Annotated in this window: 18 protein-coding genes; 12 read left to right on the top strand and 6 right to left on the bottom strand. The window is 65.0% G+C overall.

Features of this window, described 5'->3' with window-relative positions; translation table 11 throughout:
• Positions 1 to 150 precede the first annotated feature (150 nt).
• Positions 151 to 585 carry a universal stress protein gene (locus ACIQLF_RS11935; protein WP_400298450.1) on the top strand — a complete coding sequence of 145 codons (435 nt, stop codon included), beginning with the start codon at positions 151 to 153 and terminating at the stop codon, positions 583 to 585.
• Between the two features lie 712 nt (positions 586 to 1,297).
• A complete protein-coding gene (locus ACIQLF_RS11930) occupies positions 1,298 to 2,002 on the top strand; it encodes a potassium channel family protein (protein WP_400298447.1) in 705 nt (234 codons plus the stop codon).
• Between the two features lie 243 nt (positions 2,003 to 2,245).
• On the opposite strand, the gene ACIQLF_RS11925 is transcribed toward ACIQLF_RS11930, so the two are convergent.
• On the bottom strand, positions 2,246 to 2,503 hold the full coding sequence (locus tag ACIQLF_RS11925; protein WP_400298444.1) for a metal-sensitive transcriptional regulator: 258 nt from the start codon (positions 2,501 to 2,503) through the stop codon (positions 2,246 to 2,248).
• A gap of 518 nt (positions 2,504 to 3,021) precedes the next feature.
• Here ACIQLF_RS11925 and ACIQLF_RS11920 point away from each other — a divergent pair.
• The 4 genes from ACIQLF_RS11920 (at position 3,022) to ACIQLF_RS11905 (ending at position 6,489) form a co-directional block, all read left to right on the top strand.
• The gene (locus ACIQLF_RS11920; RefSeq protein ID WP_400298441.1) at positions 3,022 to 4,419 is read left to right on the top strand and encodes a rhodanese-like domain-containing protein; all 1,398 of its coding nucleotides are present in this window, start codon (positions 3,022 to 3,024) and stop codon (positions 4,417 to 4,419) included.
• Between the two features lie 114 nt (positions 4,420 to 4,533).
• Positions 4,534 to 5,118 (top strand): rhodanese-like domain-containing protein, encoded by a 585-nt coding sequence (locus ACIQLF_RS11915; RefSeq protein WP_400298440.1) that lies wholly within the window; start codon positions 4,534 to 4,536, stop codon positions 5,116 to 5,118.
• A gap of 111 nt (positions 5,119 to 5,229) precedes the next feature.
• Positions 5,230 to 5,526: a rhodanese-like domain-containing protein gene (locus tag ACIQLF_RS11910; protein ID WP_400298437.1), complete on the top strand. Its 297-nt coding sequence runs from the start codon at positions 5,230 to 5,232 to the stop codon at positions 5,524 to 5,526.
• Positions 5,527 to 5,592: 66 nt separating this feature from the next.
• Entirely contained in the window at positions 5,593 to 6,489 is an 897-nt protein-coding gene (locus ACIQLF_RS11905; RefSeq protein ID WP_400298435.1) for a sulfite exporter TauE/SafE family protein, read from the top strand.
• A gap of 279 nt (positions 6,490 to 6,768) precedes the next feature.
• Here the strand turns inward: ACIQLF_RS11905 and ACIQLF_RS11900 are convergent, their stop codons facing one another.
• Entirely contained in the window at positions 6,769 to 8,664 is a 1,896-nt protein-coding gene (locus tag ACIQLF_RS11900) for a heavy metal translocating P-type ATPase (RefSeq protein ID WP_400298433.1), read from the bottom strand.
• Between the two features lie 412 nt (positions 8,665 to 9,076).
• Complete coding sequence (locus ACIQLF_RS11895) at positions 9,077 to 10,030, bottom strand: L-lactate dehydrogenase (protein WP_400298431.1); 954 nt, start codon at positions 10,028 to 10,030, stop codon at positions 9,077 to 9,079.
• 184 nt (positions 10,031 to 10,214) lie between these two features.
• On the opposite strand from ACIQLF_RS11895, the gene ACIQLF_RS11890 reads away from it, so the two are divergent.
• Complete coding sequence (locus ACIQLF_RS11890; protein ID WP_400298428.1) at positions 10,215 to 10,514, top strand: hypothetical protein; 300 nt, start codon at positions 10,215 to 10,217, stop codon at positions 10,512 to 10,514.
• A gap of 28 nt (positions 10,515 to 10,542) precedes the next feature.
• Here ACIQLF_RS11890 and ACIQLF_RS11885 read toward each other — a convergent pair whose 3' ends face one another.
• Positions 10,543 to 11,280 carry a biotin/lipoate A/B protein ligase family protein gene (locus tag ACIQLF_RS11885; protein WP_400298426.1) on the bottom strand — a complete coding sequence of 246 codons (738 nt, stop codon included), beginning with the start codon at positions 11,278 to 11,280 and terminating at the stop codon, positions 10,543 to 10,545.
• 37 nt (positions 11,281 to 11,317) lie between these two features.
• Between ACIQLF_RS11885 and ACIQLF_RS11880 the strand changes: the two genes are divergently transcribed.
• Together ACIQLF_RS11880 and ACIQLF_RS11875 are read left to right on the top strand one after the other, a co-directional pair.
• Positions 11,318 to 11,926, top strand: a complete 609-nt coding sequence (locus ACIQLF_RS11880) for a uridine kinase (protein ID WP_400298423.1) — start codon at positions 11,318 to 11,320, stop codon at positions 11,924 to 11,926.
• 109 nt (positions 11,927 to 12,035) lie between these two features.
• A complete protein-coding gene (locus ACIQLF_RS11875; RefSeq protein ID WP_400298420.1) occupies positions 12,036 to 12,632 on the top strand; it encodes a hypothetical protein in 597 nt (198 codons plus the stop codon).
• A gap of 42 nt (positions 12,633 to 12,674) precedes the next feature.
• Here ACIQLF_RS11875 and ACIQLF_RS11870 read toward each other — a convergent pair whose 3' ends face one another.
• On the bottom strand, positions 12,675 to 13,502 hold the full coding sequence (locus ACIQLF_RS11870) for a thioesterase family protein (RefSeq protein ID WP_400298418.1): 828 nt from the start codon (positions 13,500 to 13,502) through the stop codon (positions 12,675 to 12,677).
• A gap of 181 nt (positions 13,503 to 13,683) precedes the next feature.
• On the opposite strand from ACIQLF_RS11870, the gene poxB reads away from it, so the two are divergent.
• The gene (gene poxB, locus ACIQLF_RS11865) at positions 13,684 to 15,408 is read left to right on the top strand and encodes a ubiquinone-dependent pyruvate dehydrogenase (protein ID WP_400298415.1); all 1,725 of its coding nucleotides are present in this window, start codon (positions 13,684 to 13,686) and stop codon (positions 15,406 to 15,408) included.
• A gap of 3 nt (positions 15,409 to 15,411) precedes the next feature.
• Here poxB and ACIQLF_RS11860 read toward each other — a convergent pair whose 3' ends face one another.
• The gene (locus ACIQLF_RS11860) at positions 15,412 to 16,389 is read right to left on the bottom strand and encodes an NAD(P)/FAD-dependent oxidoreductase (RefSeq protein ID WP_400298412.1); all 978 of its coding nucleotides are present in this window, start codon (positions 16,387 to 16,389) and stop codon (positions 15,412 to 15,414) included.
• Between the two features lie 113 nt (positions 16,390 to 16,502).
• Here ACIQLF_RS11860 and ACIQLF_RS11855 point away from each other — a divergent pair, with 113 nt between their 5' ends.
• Positions 16,503 to 17,102 (top strand): helix-turn-helix domain-containing protein, encoded by a 600-nt coding sequence (locus ACIQLF_RS11855; protein WP_400298409.1) that lies wholly within the window; start codon positions 16,503 to 16,505, stop codon positions 17,100 to 17,102.
• Positions 17,103 to 17,545: 443 nt separating this feature from the next.
• Complete coding sequence (locus tag ACIQLF_RS11850) at positions 17,546 to 18,595, top strand: hypothetical protein (RefSeq protein ID WP_400298406.1); 1,050 nt, start codon at positions 17,546 to 17,548, stop codon at positions 18,593 to 18,595.
• The last annotated feature ends 116 nt before the right edge of the window (positions 18,596 to 18,711 follow it).

Here is an 18,711-nt window from a genome sequence, read left to right as displayed (position 1 = left end):
TCCACAGCGGTTTGGCCGCAGGGCCAAGACCCCACCGGATGGCAAACCACGAAAGCTTGAAGCGGAAGTCCCGGCCCCTCTCACATATTGTCTAACTTGGGAAGCCCAGCCACCTGAACATTGGAGAATTACATGGCATATGAACCAGCAATGACGAAAATCATCGTGGGAGTAGACGGCTCGGAGGCTTCCCTGGAAGCACTGCGAAAGGCCCGCTACCTCGCAGAACCTTTGAATGCCCAAATCGAAGCAGTCGGTTGCTGGGAGTTCCCAAGGATGTATGACGGGTACTTGATGATGGGCATCGGGGGTTTCAAGGAGAGCGCCGAGAAGGTACTCAATCAGGCTGTGACAAGCGTTTTCGGATCAGTGATACCAAACAACGTCAAAATCAACCTTGTACAGGGAAACCCGAAAACCGCTCTCGTCAAGACCAGCAAAAACGCCGATTTGCTCATCGTTGGCAGGCGCGGACACGGTGGACTGGGAGGGCTCCTTATTGGCTCGGTCAGCTCCTCCTGCATCGCACACGCCAAATGCCCCGTCCTGGTGGTTCACGCACCGGAAGACGGCGAGAACGACTGAACGAACATGCCCGCGAGGCTTCATCTTGAATTGGTTCAGGCTATACGCAAATCCACGGGACGGGACTTCGTGCCCGGGTTCCCCCTGGGCAATTGGTTGATTCGACAATCGGCTTCGGCGATTTCCGGGCACGCATTGCCGAGCCAGTTGGTTCGGGATCCCCGTCAAGGTGGCGTACTCATCGGTTGAAGCTGGGGCCAGAGCAGACTCGACCGGTGGCTGCCTAGTGCACGCATCAGGAAGGGGCACCGGAACCAGCAGGTATGTGAGGCACAGTCCACCATTCGAGCCATTCAGACAGTTCTGGTCGGTGCACCGCTTCATGTGGGTGCCCGATTTGGGCATGGGTTGACCTGGAATGGTTTCAGTTCGGCTACCATGGCCATGATTTCATCCACTTTGCGTCCGGTACGGCACTGCCGTCGAAACAGTTGCCACCAGTCCCAACCATTTGAATTGAGCGAGCGGCACTGAACCTTGAAAACCGCAGGGTGGTGGCGCTGTCTCGACCGTATGCTGAAGCATGGGGTTCATTGACTTTGCGGGAACGATCGCCGGCGCAGGACTGATTCTGCTGATGGCCGTCGATGTCTTTCACACACTCCTCTATCCACATGGAATGGGGCCGGTCTGCAGAACGATCATGCGCGGACTCTGGCTGCTTTCCAGACGATTCAGTGGCCGGGCCTCCCCCGTTGCCGCGCCTGTGGGAATGGCTGCCGTTATCGGGGCCTGGGCGTCCTTGTCAATTGCGGGGTGGGCACTCGTATACCTTCCGCACCTGCCGGCCGGATTCATCTACGCGGACGGAGTGCCCCAACACGGCGACTTCGCGGAAGCCGTCTACATCTCGATGGTCAGCCTGTCCACGGTCGGCTACGGTGAAATCGTCCCGGCGGCACCCCTGCTCCGGCTCGTCATGGCCGCCCAGGCAGTGACGGGCTTCGGGCTGCTCACGGCCACGGTCTCCTGGATTCTTCAGACCTACCCCGCATTGAGCCGTCGTCGCGCCCTGGCCCACGACCTGAACCTGCTCCGGGAAGCGGCCGGCCCTCTGGGCCTCTTGTCGCTGGAACCCGGGCATGCCACCGCACTGCTCGAGTCACTGGCCAGAAAAGTTTCCACGGTCAGCATAGACCTGCTGGCATTCAATGAAACCTACTACTTCAACGAGGCAAAGCAACGGGGTTCGTTGCCTGCGACCATTGCCTACGCACAGGAACTGGCCTCCGACGCCCTAACCAGCACAAACGCCGATCTCAGGTTCGCTGGCCGCATGCTGCATGCTTCGCTCGATGACCTGGCCGAAGTTCTTCGCGGGAAATTCGGCCACTCGGGGCCAACATCATCTGCGGTGTTTCAAAGCTACGAGAGACACCACAAACACCGCCGCAATCCGGACGGCGAGGCCAGCTAAAAGAATTCCATGGTGGCCGGAGACGACTCCGATCCGACGCTTTCGGACCATGTCTCACACCATCATTTGCCGGTGATGAAGGTGCCAACCGCCAATCGTTTTCGATCCGTTGCGCGGCAGAGGCGAAAACGCCGTAATTGACCGATAAAAAAACTGTTTAGGCGGGTTCAAAAAGGACTCCTGCCCGACTGCCGAAGCTGGGCGGTTGGAGCCTCCAAGAAGTGGCAGCTCTGCGGGTAGAGACTAGGCCAGCGAGAGAAAGAGCTTTTCCAGGTCGGCGCGGTCGGCCGTGGGATCCTCACTCGCCAAGCAATGCTCCAGCCCGGTGGCGATAATCGAGAACCCTGCGCGGTCAATAGCCTTGGAGGCTGCGGAAAGTTGGGTGACGACCGTGCGACAGTCGCTGCCTTCTTCCAGCATGCGAATCACCGCATTGAGCTGCCCCTGGGCGCGCTTGAGCCTGTTGATTGCGGGTTTCATGTCACTTGCTTCGAGGTGCATGGCGGGTCACTCCTTGCTTGTCATCTTCTCTAGAATATACCCCTGGGGGTTTAAAATTCCCAAAACCATGCGGCTTTTCTGCCCATCGGGACACCTTTGCCAATTATGCACAAGACACCTCAGTACCCCTGCGACACACCCGCCAGCCGCGAGGAACGAATTCATGTGTCGCCCAGTCAAATCCCGCAAGTGCAAAAGGGCCACCCGGGTCGGGTTCGACCAACACGTCAAACAATCAGGGCCCACGCACCGCAATCCGGGCAGGAATCCCGCGACCCGAACGCGCAGAAGGCGCCCATGGCGACGGATCCACCGCATACCTTTTCACTCGAGAGGTCGAAGCACTCTTTGCGCCTTCCGAGGATTGACTTCTTTTGTTTGCGCGGAGCCTGGACGCGACCATCCGAGAGTGGGCATTCAACTCGGGCTTGATTTATACCCCCTAGGGTATTAGCGTTGATAGCGAACCAGATACCCCATGGGGTATCCGATGCAATTCACTCGACCAAAGGAGAGACATGCTTCTCGAACGTATTTACGACGAAGACCTTGCGCAGGCCAGCTACTTCGTGGGCTGCCAGGCCAAGGGCGAGGCCATCGTGGTCGATGCGCGCCGCGACATCGAGGTGTACCAACGCTTGGCTGCCGCGAACGGCATGAAAATCGTTGCCGTCACCGAGACGCACATCCATGCCGACTACCTTTCGGGCACCCGTGAGCTGGCCGCGGCAACCGGTGCGAAGATCCACGTGTCGGGCGAGGGCGGAAAGGTCTGGCAGTACGCGTTCGCGGGGGAGCGCCTCCTTGACCGGTCCACCATTGCCCTGGGCAACATCACCGTCACCGCCCTGCACACCCCCGGCCACACCCCCGAGCACCTCTCCTTCCTGATCACCGACGGCGCCTTCAGCGACCAGCCGGGTTTCCTGCTCTCGGGCGACTTCGTGTTCTCCGGAGACCTGGGACGCCCGGACCTGCTCGACGAGGCGGCCGGCGGCACCGACACTCGCTTCGACGGGGCGCGCGACCTATTCGTCTCGCTGAAGGAAAAGTTCCTGGCTCTTCCGGACTATGTGCAGGTCTACCCGGGCCACGGCGCGGGCAGTGCCTGCGGCAAGGCGCTGGGCGCGATCCCTTCCACCACCGTGGGCTACGAGCGCAACTTCGCCTGGTGGGGCCCCTACCTCGAGGCAAACGACGAGGCGGGATTCGTCGAGGCACTGCTCGACGGGCAGCCCGACGCCCACGCCTACTTCGGCCGCATGAAGCGCCAGAACCGCCAGGGCCCGGCCGTCATGGGCCGGCGTGCGCCGCTGGCCGAGCTCGCAACCGAGGATGTCGCCACCTCCCTGGCCGCCAATGAGATCGGCATCGTGGATACCCGCCACCACACCCTGGTCCACGCGGGCACCGTCGCCGGGGCCCTGAACATTCCTGCCGGCAACAAGGCGGCAAGCTACGGCGCGTGGGCCGTGGACCCGGAAACCGACCAGCGCCCGCTGGTGCTCCTGGCCCCGGACAGCGAGAGCGCCACCGAGATGTGGGACCACCTCATCCGGGTGGGCATCGACAAGGTCGCCGGGTACATCACGTCCCTGGACGGGCTGCCGAGCTACGTCCCGGAAACCCTGGCCCCCGCAGACCTGGCCAGGTTCGATGCCGCCCTGCTGCTGGACGTACGCAACAAGACCGAGCACACCGCCGGACACGTCCCCGGCTCCGTCCAGCTCAGCGCCGGGCGGGTGCTCTGGCACACCGACCGGCTTCCGGCAGACGGCGTGATCGTGAGCTACTGCCAGACCGGGGTGCGCAACTCCGTGGCCGCTTCCGCGCTGCGCCGTGCCGGGTTCGACGTCGTCGAGCTCGAGGGCAGCTACGCCGGCTGGGCCGACTGGAATCAAATGCAGAACGCCTAAGTTCTCCACCGCCCATCCCTCAACCTTAAATTCTACGTATTCCCGGTCCCGCATCCTCCTTTCCGGATGCGGGACCGGCCGGGCGCCATGCCCGGCAGAAAGGGCCCACAAGCCATGAACCCCGCTCCCCAGACCACCAGCCCCGAAGAACTCAAGGACTGGATCGCTTCCGGCCCCGACGTCGTGGTGCTTGACGTGCGTTCCGCCGCCGAATTCGAATCCCTGCACATCTTGGGCTCCTACAACGTGCCACTGCCGCTACTGGCCGAACACACCGAGGAACTTGCTTCGAAGCTTGACACCAAGGTAGTGCTGGTCTGCCAGTCCGGCGTGCGCGCCACCGAAGCCAAGACAAACCTCGCGTCGGTCGGATTCGGCAACGCCCATGTCTTGGCCGGCGGCGTCCCCGCCTACAAGCAGGCCGGCGGCCGGACCGTTGAAGGGTCCAAGCGCTGGGACCTGGAACGCCAGGTGCGCATGGCCGCCGGCTCCCTGGTGATCGCCGGGCTGGCCGGAGGGAAGTTCCTTTCCCCGCAGATCCGCACGGTCGCCGGTGTCATCGGGGCGGGCCTGACCTTCTCCGCGGCCACCAACACCTGCGCCATGGGCAAGGCCCTGTCGAAGATGCCGTGGAACAGGACCGGCAACGAGCCGACCCGTGAATCGGTCTTCGCCCAGCTTCCGCCCAAGAAGTCCTAGCACACACCCGGTTGGCCCGCGGCCAGCCGATTTCCTCCCCGTTGCCTGGCCAGCGCACCTGTGTCCGGGCCGGAAAACACCCGCCCGGCACCACCTGCGAAGGACCAGACCATGCCAGAAATCACCATCACCGACACCGACCAGCGACGTGCCAGGGAGCAGGTCCTTGATGTCCGCGAAGACTTCGAAATCACCGATGGCGTGATCCCCGACGCCATCCACATCCCCATGGGCGAGCTGAACACCCGCCTGGGTGAGATCGACCGGGCCCGCCCCGTCATCGTCATCTGCCGCAGCGGCAACCGCAGCACCCGCGTCGCCGACGCCCTCACCGGGGCCGGCTTCACCGCCGACACCATGGCCGGCGGCATGATCGCCTGGCAACGCGCCGGCCTGCCTGTCACCTAACCGACTGCTCCGGCGGCAACCCCGCCGCGCACCCGCACACTCACACCCAAACAAGGAACCCTTCCAATGACAGCAATCCTCGCACTGACCCTCCTGCTCTCGGTGCTGATCGGACTCTCGCTCGGTCTGCTCGGCGGGGGCGGGTCCATCCTCACCGTCCCGATCCTCACCTATGTTGCGGGCCTGGAACCGAGGGAAGCCATCACCACGTCCCTTTTCGTGGTGGGAGTGACCTCAATCGTCAGCGTAGCAACCCGTGCTCGCAAGAAGCACGTGAAATGGCGTACCGGACTGTTCTTCGGGGCTGCGGGCATGGTCGGGGCCTTTGGTGGTGGCTTGGCTGGGAATCTGCTTCCCGGCACGTTGCTCATGATCATCTTCGCCATCATGATGCTTGCCACGTCGGTAGCCATGATCCGGGGTCGCCGCGAACGCCCGGACACAGACGCCAGGGGCGAGCTCCCTGTGGCTAAGTCGCTGGCGGCCGGCGGCGCGGTTGGCTTGTTGACCGGCCTGGTGGGCGCGGGTGGAGGGTTCCTGATCGTCCCGGCGCTGGTTCTGCTGGGCGGGTTGCCGATGACAGCCGCGGTCGGCACATCGCTCCTTGTAATTGCGATGAATTCCGTGGCCGGTTTCACTGGACACGTGACTTCACTGGAACTGGATTGGGCCCTCACCGGCGGGGTGAGCGTCGCGGCAATCCTGGGTTCTCTCTTGGGCGCCCGCCTTTCCGGACGCATCCCCGAGACCGCCTTGCGCCGGGGGTTCGGCGTCTTCGTCCTCCTCATGGGACTCGTCGTCCTGGTACAGGAACTCCCTTCCCCCGCCAGCTTCGTCGTCGGCATTGCGGCCGCCACAACCGCCGCTGCCGCCGCAATATGCAGGTTTGCCATCCCTTCTTGTCCCCTGCGGCGGGCAGAGCTGGCATCACAGATGGTTCCGCAAGGATCCGAAGGCCACTAACCGGACTTCCTACACAACACCATGAGCGCCACGGATCTCAGCACTGGCCAGAATGCGTGGCGTAGTTCCGACCGCGTGCTGAGGCATGCGAATCTTTCAAACACTGCCTTGCACCCAAGCCATGCGACCGGTTTGTAGGATGCATAGTGTTGGTTCCGTCGACTTCGGCGGTGGGAGAGCGATTCGACCGGAATTGCCGTTGCCTGGGGCCGATGGCGAAGCACAAGCAACCTGCCCGAGGATCACATCCTAGGACGGAAGATGCCAGCCAAACCCGCTTTACGTTACGGGCCCCTTGACTCCCAGGGGGACGGCCTCATGACCTTGTGAGGGCGAATCTGCTCGAACTTCGAACTTTCGGGTGCCTTTCAGCGCGCGCAACGCATTGAATATGGTCAGCAAATCAACGACTTCTTGGCTCAGGGCTCCAAAGACTGCGGGCAATACTCCGGTGGCGGCCACCAACATGAGTAGTACGGAGAGCACGATTCCCAGCCAAATGGATTGCACTGCGATGTGTATGGTGTCCTTTCCAATACGCACTGCGTGGGCTGCCTGAGAAATATTCTCCGTCATGATGACCACGTCCGCGCTTTGTGAGGCCGCGGTGGACCCGCGCGCGCCCATGGCAACACCAACCTCCGACGCGGCCAGTACCGGGGCGTCGTTGACACCGTCGCCGACCATCATGACCGGGCGGCGTGTCAGCCCGCGCACAAAGTTGACCTTGTCCTCCGGCAGGCACTCGGCACGTACCCGAGTCAAACCCAATTCGCTGGCAATATGGTCAGCGGTCGCCTGCTGGTCTCCCGTGAGCATCAGAAGGTCTTCGATGCCCATGGAGCGTAGTCGCCGCAATGTTTCCGCGGCGTCTGGCCGCAACGCATCGGCCAACACCAGAACCCCGGCAAAGTGCCCGTCGACGGCGACATAGACCGAGGATTCACCCGAGGCAAGCTCGTAATGCCTCACGTCCGGGACGTGGGACTTGATCCATGCCGGCTTGCCCACCAATACCCTTCGCTCCCCCACCAACGCACTGACCCCATGAGTGGCCACCTCGCTGGCGTCCCGGACCGCGGAGATGGCCAGCGACCTATCACTGGCGGCCGCGACGATCGAGGCTGCCAAGACGTGCGAGGAGTACTGTTCGGCCGCGGCGACCAGCGACAGCAGTTCATCCTTACCCATGCCCTCGACCGGGTGAATGGAACGAAGCTGGGGTATGCCCTGGGTCAGGGTTCCGGTCTTGTCAAAGGCGACCGATTTCACGGCGGCAAGCCTTTCCAGCGTTCCGCCGTCCTTGACGATGACACCGGTGCGCGCAGCCCGGCTCATGCCTCCCATGAATGCAACAGGCGCCGCAATCAGCAAGGGGCAAGGGGTCGCCACCACCAGCACCTCGGCAAAGCGCACCGGATCTCCGCTGACCCACCAGGCCGCACCCGCAATGACGTAGGCGAGCAGCGTGAATGGAACGGCGTAGCGATCAGCCAAACGGACGACGGGAGCCCGCGAGGCCGCGGCTTCGGTGACCAGTTCGACAATGCGTGAGTATTGCGAGTCCGCAGCGGTCGCGCTGGCACGCAGCGTGATGGCGCGCGCCCCATTCACCGCTCCCGAGAGCAGGGATTCGCCGGCGATTTTGTACACCGGCATCGATTCCCCGGTGAGTGAAGATTCGTCAAAAGAGCCTTCGGGATCAAGGAGCACCCCGTCCACCGGCAGGATTTCTCCGGGACGCACCAACACCGTGTCCCCCACCGACAGTTCGGCCACCCGCACATCGCGGATGGCCCCGTCTGTTTCAACCCGGTGCGCCCATACCGGGACGCGTTCCAGCAGCGATGACAGGGATTTCGTGGCGCGCATCTGCGCATAGTCCTCCAGGGCCTCGCCACCCGAGAGCATGAGGCAAATGATGAGGGCCGCGAGGTATTCACCCACCACGACGGTGGCAAGGATCGCGGTAAAGGCCAAGACATCTATTCCCCAATGGCCCCGGGCAATGTCCTTGACCATACCCCAGCCCAGGTGTAGCGCCAGGCCCAGCGCAAAGGCACTGGCAACCAACTGCGCCAGCTGCCCCCACCCTGTACCCAACATGCCCAATGTGGCCAGCAGAACGATCAGCGTGACCACGACCACCGGGTATCTCTTGATCAATACCAGCATCGTTTTCCTTTCACGGGAACACTACCTCCATACTCGGCCTAGATTGGCTCCCCTGCCAGCGTGGCAAGCCTTGCCACGGATGCAGCGTGTTCCCCCGCGCCAGGGGCATCGCCAGAGGAATTCCCCAAGCAACTCCGCCAGCGCTGGCCGAACAACAAATTCATGGACATCGGAGTCGGTGGATAACACTGAACCATCAAAAACGTTCAGAAAGTTCCCTGCCGCGGGCCGCGGGCGCCATGGGCCATTGATCCCCGGTCGCATTCCACAGGTTCGCCAGGGCCCGGCACGAATCAAACCCGTCCGACACCCTGGCACAACGCTTGGCGGCGCGGTCCGATCGCGCAATGATCCAGCGCCGTTCAGGAATCCGGAGGCCGCCTGGCAGGGACTGCGCGACGGACGCACCGCCCTAGGAAAACCGTTCGATGGACGCTCGCAGCGCAAGCGCCGAGCGCTGGAGGAGCTCTGCTTCCCTGTCGTCGAGGTGGGTGTCCAGCACCCGCAGGACACCGCCCGCCCCGACGATCGAGGGAACGCTGAGTGCCACGCCGTCAATGCCCCGGTAGCCGTGCAGCACGCTGGAGACAGGAAGGATGCAGCGTTCGTCCTGCAGCACGGCCTCCACGATGCGCGCGCCGGAGAGGCCGATCGCGTAATTCGTGGCTCCCTTGCCGGCAATGACCTTGTATGCCGCGTTGACGACGTCGTTCGTGAGCGTCTCGAGGCGTTCTCGGGGAAACAACAGCGTCCCCGATTCGTCCCTCCACTCCGGCAGCGGCATCTGGCCGATGGTTGCGGTGGACCAGAGCGGGAACTCCGTGTCACCGTGCTCGCCGACAATCAGCGCATGCACGCTCTGCGGGGCGACCTGGGCGACCTCCGCCACAAGCCAGCGCAGCCGGGCGGAGTCCAGCACGGTGCCGGAGCTGAAAATGCGCCCGGCCGGCAGGTCGGTGATGCGCTCCGCCACGGCCGTCAGCACGTCGCACGGGTTGGTCACGAGGACGAAGACGGCATCCGGCGCCAGCGCGACGAGCTCCGGCAGCATTGTCTCCAGGATGCCCACGTTGACACCCGCCAACTCGAGCCGGGTCTGCCCGGGCGCCTGCTTAGCGCCGGCGGTGATGACCACGACGTCGGAATCGGCCACGAGCCCGATGTCATCGCCCCCGGTGATGCGGGAAGACCCCGTAAACGGCGTGCCGTGCGCCAGGTCAAGGACCTCGGCCTCCACCTTGGCCCGCGCGATGTCATACAGCACGATTTCGCGGGCCGAATTGCGGATGAGGGCGGCATAGGCGAGTGAGGTGCCCACGCTTCCGGCCCCGACGATGGTGAGCTTGGTGCTTCGAACGAACGTCATGTCCCCAGTATCGCCCCAAACACGGCATCGGATCGATCAATTCCGCTCGTGTCACAGGTTCGTCCCGCCCACGACGGGCGCGAGCGCCCCGAGCTGCTGGACGCAACCCCCTGAACGGGACGCCGGCCAGTCCAAAACACCTAAGCAGCAGCGCTTTTGGACGTTGCGTGGCAGACTGTGATCCATGAGCGAACCAATGGACGCAGCGCCACCACCCCGCCGCGCACCAGGCAGGGGTCTGGCGCTGGCCGTGGGCACCATCGCGCTGCTGGCCGTCATCGCGGGCATCGCCGTCCTGTGGATCGGCAGCGGCGAGACCTACAGCTTCGGCTGGGTGGGCTATGCGCCCCTGGGCGAAGGCGATTTCCTGCCGGGCATGTACCTGCTGGGCCCCAGGCAAATAGCCGGCTGGCTGCTGGTGGCCTTCGGCATCGCCTGCGCCGCGTTCCTGGCCGGCCTGACCGTGGGCAGGCGCACGCGTTAGGTCACGCGCCGTTCATGCCGAGGGCCGTTCAGCCCCCGAGGACCCCGGCGTGCAGCGCGTACTCGGCGAGCAGGTGCTCGGTGAACAGTTCCACGGTGTATCCGGGGACCAGGTCGTCCGCCGCACCCACGCTGGCCGGGTCCATCTCGATCTCCATGGCTTGGTAGACATCATCCAGCACGGCACGGATGGGCGCGGAATCCTCGATGACAAACACGCTGGAAAACAGCCACGCGCCGGAGATGACCCGCTGGGCGGTGCCCACCAGCTTGACCGCGTGCCGCGTCGGGGATGGCTCGCCGGGCAGCCCGTGGACGCTGAAATCGCCGGGGCAGTATTCCCCGGGGATCGCCCCCACCCGGGCGTCGATGCCCCCGCGCCGCAGCGCGCCGGCATACAGCTCGCCCAGCACCTGGAAGCGTTGCTGGTGGCCCAGCATGGCCTCGCCCGCGGGCTCCACGTGGTCCAGGATCACGGTTCCGCGGTGGTAGGCCGCCGCGCGCCCGCCGGCCTTGCGCACCACGGGGGCAAAGCCGTGCTCGCGCGATTTTTCGACGGCAAGCTCGTAGCCCGGCAACCGGACGTCCCGCTGGCCGAAGGCCATCGTGGGGTCGGGCCGGTACAGCCGCAGCGTCGCGGGGGCCAGTCCGTCGCGGACGTCGGAGAGCAGCCGGATGCCTCCCATGAGGTCGGCCGCGGGGTCCCCGCCGGGCACATCGTGCAGGACGCGCAGCGCGTGGTCGGCATCGGGGTTCCAAAGGCTCATGGACTCGATTCTAGATCCGGGGGCGATCGAAGGAATAATGGATGTCGTGCCGAAACAACATATGCCCCTGATCCTGCTTGGCGGTGCTTCCGGATCCGGAAAGTCATACCTTGCCACCCGCTTCGGCCGACCCCACGTGGTGCTCGACAACTTCTACCGGGAGCTCTCGGAACACACGGACGAATCCCCGCTTCCGCAGACCGGCTACGGCGAGGTCGACTGGGACCACTCCGGCACCTGGAACTGCGACAAGGCCGTCGACGGACTGGTCGAGTTGCTGGAAACCGGGCAGACACACGTACCGAACTACTCGATCAGCAGCTCCAGCTATGACGGGACGCACCCGGTGGAGCTGGCCGACGGCCCGCTGATCGCCGAGGGAATCTTCGTGAGCGAGGTCTTGGCCCCGCTGCGCGAGCTCGGGATCGACGTCCAGGCCTTCTACATCGACGAATCGGCCGCACAGACGGCGGTGCGGCGGTTCGTCCGCGACGTCAAGGAACGCCGCAAGCCGATCGGCTTCCTGCTCAAGCGCGGCTATGCGCTTTTCCGCGCCGACCGCCAGGTCCGCGCCAGGTACCTCGAGGCCGGGTTCGTCCCGATGAAAAAGAAGGCGGTCAAGGCCATGCTTGCCGCTGCCTCGTAGGAAACTGCCGCAACCGGCACCCCTTGACCAGCGGTCCGGGTCGGGCTGAAATGGGATGAGGAGGCCCGGCATCCCGCCGCGCCGGGTCGTCGGCCGCGGAGGTGGCACAGTGTTCGCCCAGGCATTCGGTTTGCTGGCGGTATTCACGGGCATCGCAACGGCCTGGCTGGTGAACACCAGGCCCTCCCGCGAACGGGACCCGGACGCGCGGTTCTGGTACGGATTCACCGGGTTCTGCATGGTGGCCACGCTGCTGCTGATTGCCGCGTCGCTGGACCGGTGGGTCGGCGCCCTGTCACTGGCGATGATCGCCGCGGGCGCCCTGGCGACGAGCAGGCTGGCCGCACGCAGCGTCGAGAAGCGGGCGGTCGCCGATTCGGATTCCCGGCGGGCCGCGGAGCACGCCGCGCTGGTGGCGCGGCACGACTCGGTGCTCAGGGCCTGGGGCCGCTACGCCCTGGATCCGGCCGCCGCCATGGATTTTCCAGCGATGAACGACGTCCATGTCCCGGAGGTTTCCGGCCTGGCCAAGGCGTTGGCCGAGGCCGAGCAGCTACGCAGGCACCCGCAGACCCCGGATGTTGAGCCCGCCGGTTACCTCCAGGCGATCGGCCGTTTGGAAGCGGCGTTCAGGCGGGCGGAGCAGGCGGCCGCGGATCCCCCGAGGGCCACCGGAGCGCTACCGCCGCGCGGCGCGACCGAGTGAGGTCCCGGGTCGGGTTGCCGGGCCGGGAACCGGTACCGCCGGCTACATCCCGGGCAGCGGTCGCACGGTGAGGATCTGCTCGCTGCGCCCGAACGGGCCGCGGACATCGTGCAGCACCGCGGAGGTCAACCCGATCCCGTCGGCGCCGTAGGTCTGCTGCGCCTCGATGCCGAGCCACTGGCCCTCGGGCGCCCGGTGCATGTGGATCTGCAGGTCCACGTTCGGGAACATCCACGAACCCGGACCCGGCGCCACCCGCGGCGCCACGCCGTTGGCGGTGTCGACCATGCCCATCAGCCGCACCAGGTCGGAGGTGCGGGTTCCCTCCACCATCTCGAAGTCGTTGCGCATCCACACCACGCCCTTGCCCGGGCGGTGGCCGTCGGCGCCGCGGAATTCCAGGCCCTGGATGTAGCCGCCGGGCCACGGGGTCATCCCGTCAAAGGTCACCAGCTCCTCGGGGTGGACCACCGGCTCGTCCTCGGACGCGGCAACAGCCGTGGAGTCCAGGGTCTTCAGGCGCCAGCCGCGGGCCACGATGCAGGTGCGTCCCTGCGAGATCATCTCGCCCTCGATCAGCTCGATGGTTTTCCCCGGCCTGACCATGCGGGTCCGGACCTCGAACTCGCCGCCGTGGATGATGCCATGGATGTCCAGGCTGATCCTGGCCATGCGCATGTCGGCGCGCGGCTGGAACTTCTCCATCTCGTGCACCAGGATGCCGGTGGCGGGCGCCATGTGCTGTTCGTGCTCGTTCCAGGCGCCCTGGGCGTGGACCGTCGAGCGGTACGTGTTTTCGCCCGTGGGCCGGTAGTAGAAATCGCCGACTGCCAGTTCCGGCGTGTTTGATTCGGTGGTTGCTTGAGTCATGTCCGTTTCCTTCTGCCCGGTGGCGTCGCCGCCCGCGTCTCTTGGTGCCCAGCCTAGCCACCCATGCGACGCGGGCCACAATCGCGGCGCGCGCGGCGGTGGATCCGCGCCGGGTCTTGGCCCGGACACCGCCCGCGCGTAGGGTGGGCCGCAGCAGCCCGCGCCAAGGAAAGGGACTCCCATGCCCACCGTCGCCGAAACCATGCTCTCCACGCTCAAGGCCAACGGGGTCAGGCGCATCTACGGCGTGGCCGGGGATTCGCTCAACGGCCTGACAGATGCCGTGCGGAAGGACGGCACCGTGACCTGGTTGCCGGTGCGGCACGAGGAAACCGCCGCGTTTGCCGCGGGCGCGGAGGCGGAAATGACGGGCAACCTCGCGGTCTGCGCAGGAAGCTGCGGGCCCGGCAACCTCCACCTGGTCAACGGCCTCTACGACGCGAACCGCAACCGGGTGCCGGTGCTCGCGATCGCCGCGCACATCCCCGGCGCCGAGATCGGCAGCAACTACTTCCAGGAGACCCACCCGGCCGAGCTCTTCCGCGAGGCCTCGGTCTTCTGCGAGATGGTCTCCACGCCCGCGCAAATGCCGCGGCTGCTGGAGATCGCCATGCGCACCGCCGTGGAGCGCCGCGGAGTCGCGGTGCTGGTCATGCCCGGGGAGGTGGCCCTGGCGGAGGCGAACAGCACCCGGGTGGCCCTCATCCAGCGCAGCAGGTCCGCGATCCTGCCGCACGCGGAGGACCTGGCCCGGGCGGCCACCCTGCTCAACGACGCCAGGAAGGTCACCATCCTGGCCGGGGCCGGTGTCGCCGGCGCGCACGCCCGCGTCATGGAGGCCGCCGAGCTCCTGGGGGCGCCGGTCGTGCATGCGATGCGCGGCAAGGAGCACATCGAGTACGACAACCCCTACGACGTCGGGATGACCGGGCTGCTCGGCTTCGCCTCCGGGTTCCGGGCCATGGACTCCGCCGACGCGATCCTGCTGCTCGGCACGGACTTCCCCTACCAGCAGTTCTATCCGCAGAAGGCGAAGATCATCCAGGTCGACATGCGCGGCGAGCAGCTGGGCCGGCGCACCAGGATCGACGTGGGGCTCCTCGGCACCGTTGCGGACACGCTAGAGGTCCTGGCACCGCTGCTGGAGAGGAAAACCGACCGAACGCACCTGCAGGACGCCCAGAAGCACTACCGCAAGACCCGCGAGAAGCTCGACGACCTGGCCGTCCCGTCCCGCAAGGGCGCGCAGATCCACCCGCAGTTCGTCGCCCGCACCCTGGACCGGCTGGCCGACGAGGACGCGGTGTTCCTGGCCGACGTCGGCTCTCCCACGGTCTGGGCCGCCAGGTACCTGACCATGAACGGGAAGCGCCGGCTGCTTGGCTCCTTCAACCACGGTTCGATGGCCAATTCCATCCCGCAGGCCATCGGCGTGCAGGCCTCGAACCCCGGCCGACAGGTGGTGACGCTGTCGGGCGACGGCGGGCTGGCCATGCTCATGGGCGACCTGCTCACCCTGGTCCAGTGCAGGCTGCCGGTGAAGATCGTCGTCTTCAACAACTCGTCGCTGAACTTCGTGGAGCTTGAGATGAAGGCGGCGGGTTTCGTCACCTTCGCCACCGACCTGTCCAACCCGAACTTCGCCGACGTCGCCACGGCCCTGGGCATCCGCGGGTTCCGGGTGGAGAATTCCGACGACCTGGCCGCGGCCCTGGACGACGCCCTCGACCATGACGGGCCCGCCCTCATCGACGTGGTGACGGCCCGCCAGGAGCTCTCGATGCCGCCGTCGATCACCGCGGCGCAGGCCAAGGGGTTCGCGCTCTATGCGATGCGCACCGTCTTCTCCGGAAAGGGCGACGAGCTGCTGGATCTTGCCGCCACCAACTGGCGCCGGCTTTTCTGAGCCCTACTTTTCCGAGCCCAACAGCGCGGCCTTCCGCAGCCGCAGCTCCGCAACGTCCCGCTCGGTTTCCTCCCGGGTGAGATCGGCGTTCACCGCCGCACCCACGCCGAGCCCGCTGGCGGCCGCCATGATGACCTGTTGCTTCGAGTCCGCGAGGCTTCCCGCGACCCACAACCCCGGAATCTGGCTCTGCCCCATGGCATCGACCTCGACGTACTGGCCAGCACCTGTCGGATGCTCCGAGGCCGCCAGCCCCAGCGAGGCCACGGCGGAGAGGTCCACCTCGACGCGGGGCATGAGGACCAGTGCATCGAGCGGATACACGGTGCCGTCGGAGAGCTCCACGCCCTGGATGGAACCGGCGGCACCGCGCACCGCGGCAATGTCCGCCTCGACGACCACAACGCCTCGGGCCTCAAGCTGCTCGAGGTCCTCGGGACCCAGGTCCCTGTCCCGCCCCTTGAACATGGTGATGTCCTTGGTCCATTGGGTGAACATGAGCGCCTGGTGCACCGAGAAGGGACCATCGAGGATGCCGAAGTGCCGGTCCTGGACTTCCCAGCCGTGGCAGTAGGGGCAGTGCATGACGTCGTGTCCCCAGCGCTCGGCCAATCCGTCGATTTCCGGCAGCCGGTCCTTCAATCCTCCGGCAAGGATGATCCTCCGGGCCGAGACCTCGGGATTCCGTGCCAGCGAGATGGCGAACCCCGTGTCGGTACGGCGACTGTCGGTTGCCCGGTCGGCAACAATGCCGACGCCGTACCTCGCCAGTTCCGCACGTCCCGCAGCCAGAAGATCCAGAGGGTTCATGCCGTCGCGCGAAAGGTAGTTGTGCATCTCGCCCGCCGGCGCGTTGCGGGGTTCGCCCGCGTCCACGACCAGCACCGAGCGCCGCGCACGGCCCAATGCCTGGGCGGCGCTGAGCCCCGCCGCGCCCCCGCCGATGATGACCACGTCGTATGTCTGTGCCTGGTTTTCCATGGGGGTTCCGTTCCTTGTGATCCGTCGCGTGACCTGCCGTCCGCACTGCGTCAAGCGTGCACCCGGTTCACGGAGGACTCCAAACTTTTTTGCCGATATGGCAAACTGTTGGCATGGAGCAAGACATCGAAGACACGCTTTCCCAAGTGGGCCCGAGGCTCAAGGCCTTGCGCACCGGCGCCAGCACCACACTGCAGGAACTCTCCGCACGCACGGGGATCTCGGTCAGCACGCTCTCGCGCCTGGAATCGGGCCAGCGCCGCCCGACACTGGAACAGCTCCTGCCACTGGCGCGGGCGCACGGGGTGCCGCTTGACGACTTGGTGGGAGCCCCGGCCACCGGCGATCCGCGGATCCACATCAAACCCATCACGCACCACGGGATGACGATCCTGCCACTCAGCAGGGGTTCGGGAGGGGGCCTGCAGGCGTTCAAGAACCTGCTTCCCGCCGGCACCGATCGCAGCGTTCCGGATCTGCGCACCCACGAGGGCTACGAATGGATCTACGTGCTCAAGGGCAGGCTTCGCCTCTGCCTGGGCGAGCACGACATTGTCATGCCGGCCGGAGAAGCCGCGGAGTTCGACACTCGTACGCCGCATTGGTTTGGCAGGGCCGATGCCAACGCCGTGGAGTTCCTCAGCCTTTTTGGGCCGCAGGGAGAGCGCATGCACGTGAGGGCAAAACCATCGAAGACACCGCAGCGGAAATAGCTTCCCGGCCCTTGCTGCGCACCGGCGCCCCAAGATCCGGGGGCCGGACGAATCCCACACGTTCAATCGTCGGTTTGCGCCTGACAAGCAAAAACACCACACCGACCCTTTTCTGCCTTCACAGGTGGATCCACTCTCCCGCGGATTCATCTGGTAAGGCGACAAAACAGCGGATACTCTGGCCTCAACTCCATGCCACCAGTGGCCGACCATCCCAACCATTCGACTGAATGCCTGCGTCTGGGATTGCCAGGCCAAAAGGACCTCGCTGAGGAGGCGCTTTCATGAGATGGATCTTCGCTGCACTCATGTTGTTGATGACCGCTACGTCTTCCCCGTCCGGAACTCCGGTTTTGCCATGCGTGATGTCCCCGGATGCCATGCCTGAAAGCTGGAAGCCTACGAGTGCACAGCAAAAAAACCTACGCACCGAGCCCTGGTCCGTGAGCGAGTCCGCGGAGGCAACGTTCGCCATCCGTTCCGGGGTGGATGAGATGCTCAACCTCTTTGACAGGAACCCCACGGCGCCCAAGGAGTTGTGGGAAGACTCGGTGGCTGCCTTGATCGAAGTGACGTATTCCGGGACAAACGCACCCGAACTCGACACCAAGGCACGTGACGGGGCACGACGCAACTTGTCCACGCTGATGCAGCCGTACCTGAAGAGGACCCCGCAGTCGGCGGTCTGCGATGAGTACGAACTCATGTTGCCGCTTGCCGTTTACGCCCACACGCGTTTGCAGGAAGACGACCACAGGATCGACAAGATGGCGAAGCTCACGAATGCCGCCTACAAGGACTGCGGAACGTTCACCAATGCGATGGGGATCGATTACAAAGAAGAGTTCCAGACCGGCGAAGCCTCCCTTGAGGACACCTTTGACATGGTGATTTGGAGTCTCCTATTCATCGAGGGCCAGCTGGTCCCGGGACTCGAGATGCCTGAGGAGTCCCGCGATTTTCCTGCCAAGCTATGGGCCTTCCTCGAGGACTACCCGCTTCCCGGGGCAAAGACCTACGAAGACGGTGCCCGGGATGAGGAATTCATCGAGGTTGCGTACCTGGCGACCCACATTGCCTACATTCCAACCGGCAACCACCGCTATCCCATCTACGTCTCGGACTCACCACGCCTGTTCGACTTCCACCGCGAGAACTTCTACGCGGTGTTGGAAATGGGCGAACTCGACCTTGTTGCCGAGTTCGTGGACTCGCTGCGTCAGTACGGCTGTACACCCGAAAACGACCGCCAGGTGCTTGACGGAACCCGGTACTTGCTGGGTCTCTTCCATTCCGGCGGGGACCGGTGGATGACCTACCGCGAGGAAGGCGAAACGGACGCGGACGTTGACAACTACGATCTGGTCCACAAGGCCTGGACGGGAGTGCTGGGTGTCAGGGATAGGGAAATATGGTCACCAGATCCGGGCACTTATGGCGGCGTGGTCAGGGATTGGCTGCCGTATCCGCGCCTCCCCCAGCGGCCCGACTGACGGGGCGTCCGTGACGCCGGCCAGCGGCCACCGTTTCTCCACGCAACGCACGATGCACGCCCGGTCACCATGACCAGGCGTGCATTGTGTTCACCCGCCGACCGCCGGAGATTCGA

Origin of the sequence: Paeniglutamicibacter sp. NPDC091659 (assembly GCF_044756805.1) — a bacterium.
Taxonomy (GTDB): domain Bacteria; phylum Actinomycetota; class Actinomycetes; order Actinomycetales; family Micrococcaceae; genus Paeniglutamicibacter.
This window is presented reverse-complemented; position numbering and strand designations above follow the sequence as displayed.

Bases quoted from the DNA above. Each gene is read 5' to 3' on its own strand.
- ACIQLF_RS11925 (WP_400298444.1), bottom strand. From the start codon at position 2,503: ATGCACCTCGAAGCAAGTGACATGAAACCCGCAATCAACAGGCTCAAG.
- ACIQLF_RS11920 (WP_400298441.1), top strand. From the start codon at position 3,022: ATGCTTCTCGAACGTATTTACGACGAAGACCTTGCGCAGGCCAGCTAC.
- ACIQLF_RS11895 (WP_400298431.1), bottom strand. From the start codon at position 10,030: ATGACGTTCGTTCGAAGCACCAAGCTCACCATCGTCGGGGCCGGAAGC.
- poxB (WP_400298415.1), top strand. From the start codon at position 13,684: ATGCCCACCGTCGCCGAAACCATGCTCTCCACGCTCAAGGCCAACGGG.
- ACIQLF_RS11935 (WP_400298450.1), top strand. From the start codon at position 151: ATGACGAAAATCATCGTGGGAGTAGACGGCTCGGAGGCTTCCCTGGAA.
- ACIQLF_RS11860 (WP_400298412.1), bottom strand. From the start codon at position 16,389: ATGGAAAACCAGGCACAGACATACGACGTGGTCATCATCGGCGGGGGC.
- ACIQLF_RS11885 (WP_400298426.1), bottom strand. From the start codon at position 11,280: ATGAGCCTTTGGAACCCCGATGCCGACCACGCGCTGCGCGTCCTGCAC.
- ACIQLF_RS11855 (WP_400298409.1), top strand. From the start codon at position 16,503: ATGGAGCAAGACATCGAAGACACGCTTTCCCAAGTGGGCCCGAGGCTC.
- ACIQLF_RS11930 (WP_400298447.1), top strand. From the start codon at position 1,298: ATGGCTGCCGTTATCGGGGCCTGGGCGTCCTTGTCAATTGCGGGGTGG.
- ACIQLF_RS11910 (WP_400298437.1), top strand. From the start codon at position 5,230: ATGCCAGAAATCACCATCACCGACACCGACCAGCGACGTGCCAGGGAG.
- ACIQLF_RS11880 (WP_400298423.1), top strand. From the start codon at position 11,318: ATGGATGTCGTGCCGAAACAACATATGCCCCTGATCCTGCTTGGCGGT.
- ACIQLF_RS11870 (WP_400298418.1), bottom strand. From the start codon at position 13,502: ATGACTCAAGCAACCACCGAATCAAACACGCCGGAACTGGCAGTCGGC.
- ACIQLF_RS11915 (WP_400298440.1), top strand. From the start codon at position 4,534: ATGAACCCCGCTCCCCAGACCACCAGCCCCGAAGAACTCAAGGACTGG.
- ACIQLF_RS11890 (WP_400298428.1), top strand. From the start codon at position 10,215: ATGAGCGAACCAATGGACGCAGCGCCACCACCCCGCCGCGCACCAGGC.
- ACIQLF_RS11905 (WP_400298435.1), top strand. From the start codon at position 5,593: ATGACAGCAATCCTCGCACTGACCCTCCTGCTCTCGGTGCTGATCGGA.
- ACIQLF_RS11900 (WP_400298433.1), bottom strand. From the start codon at position 8,664: ATGCTGGTATTGATCAAGAGATACCCGGTGGTCGTGGTCACGCTGATC.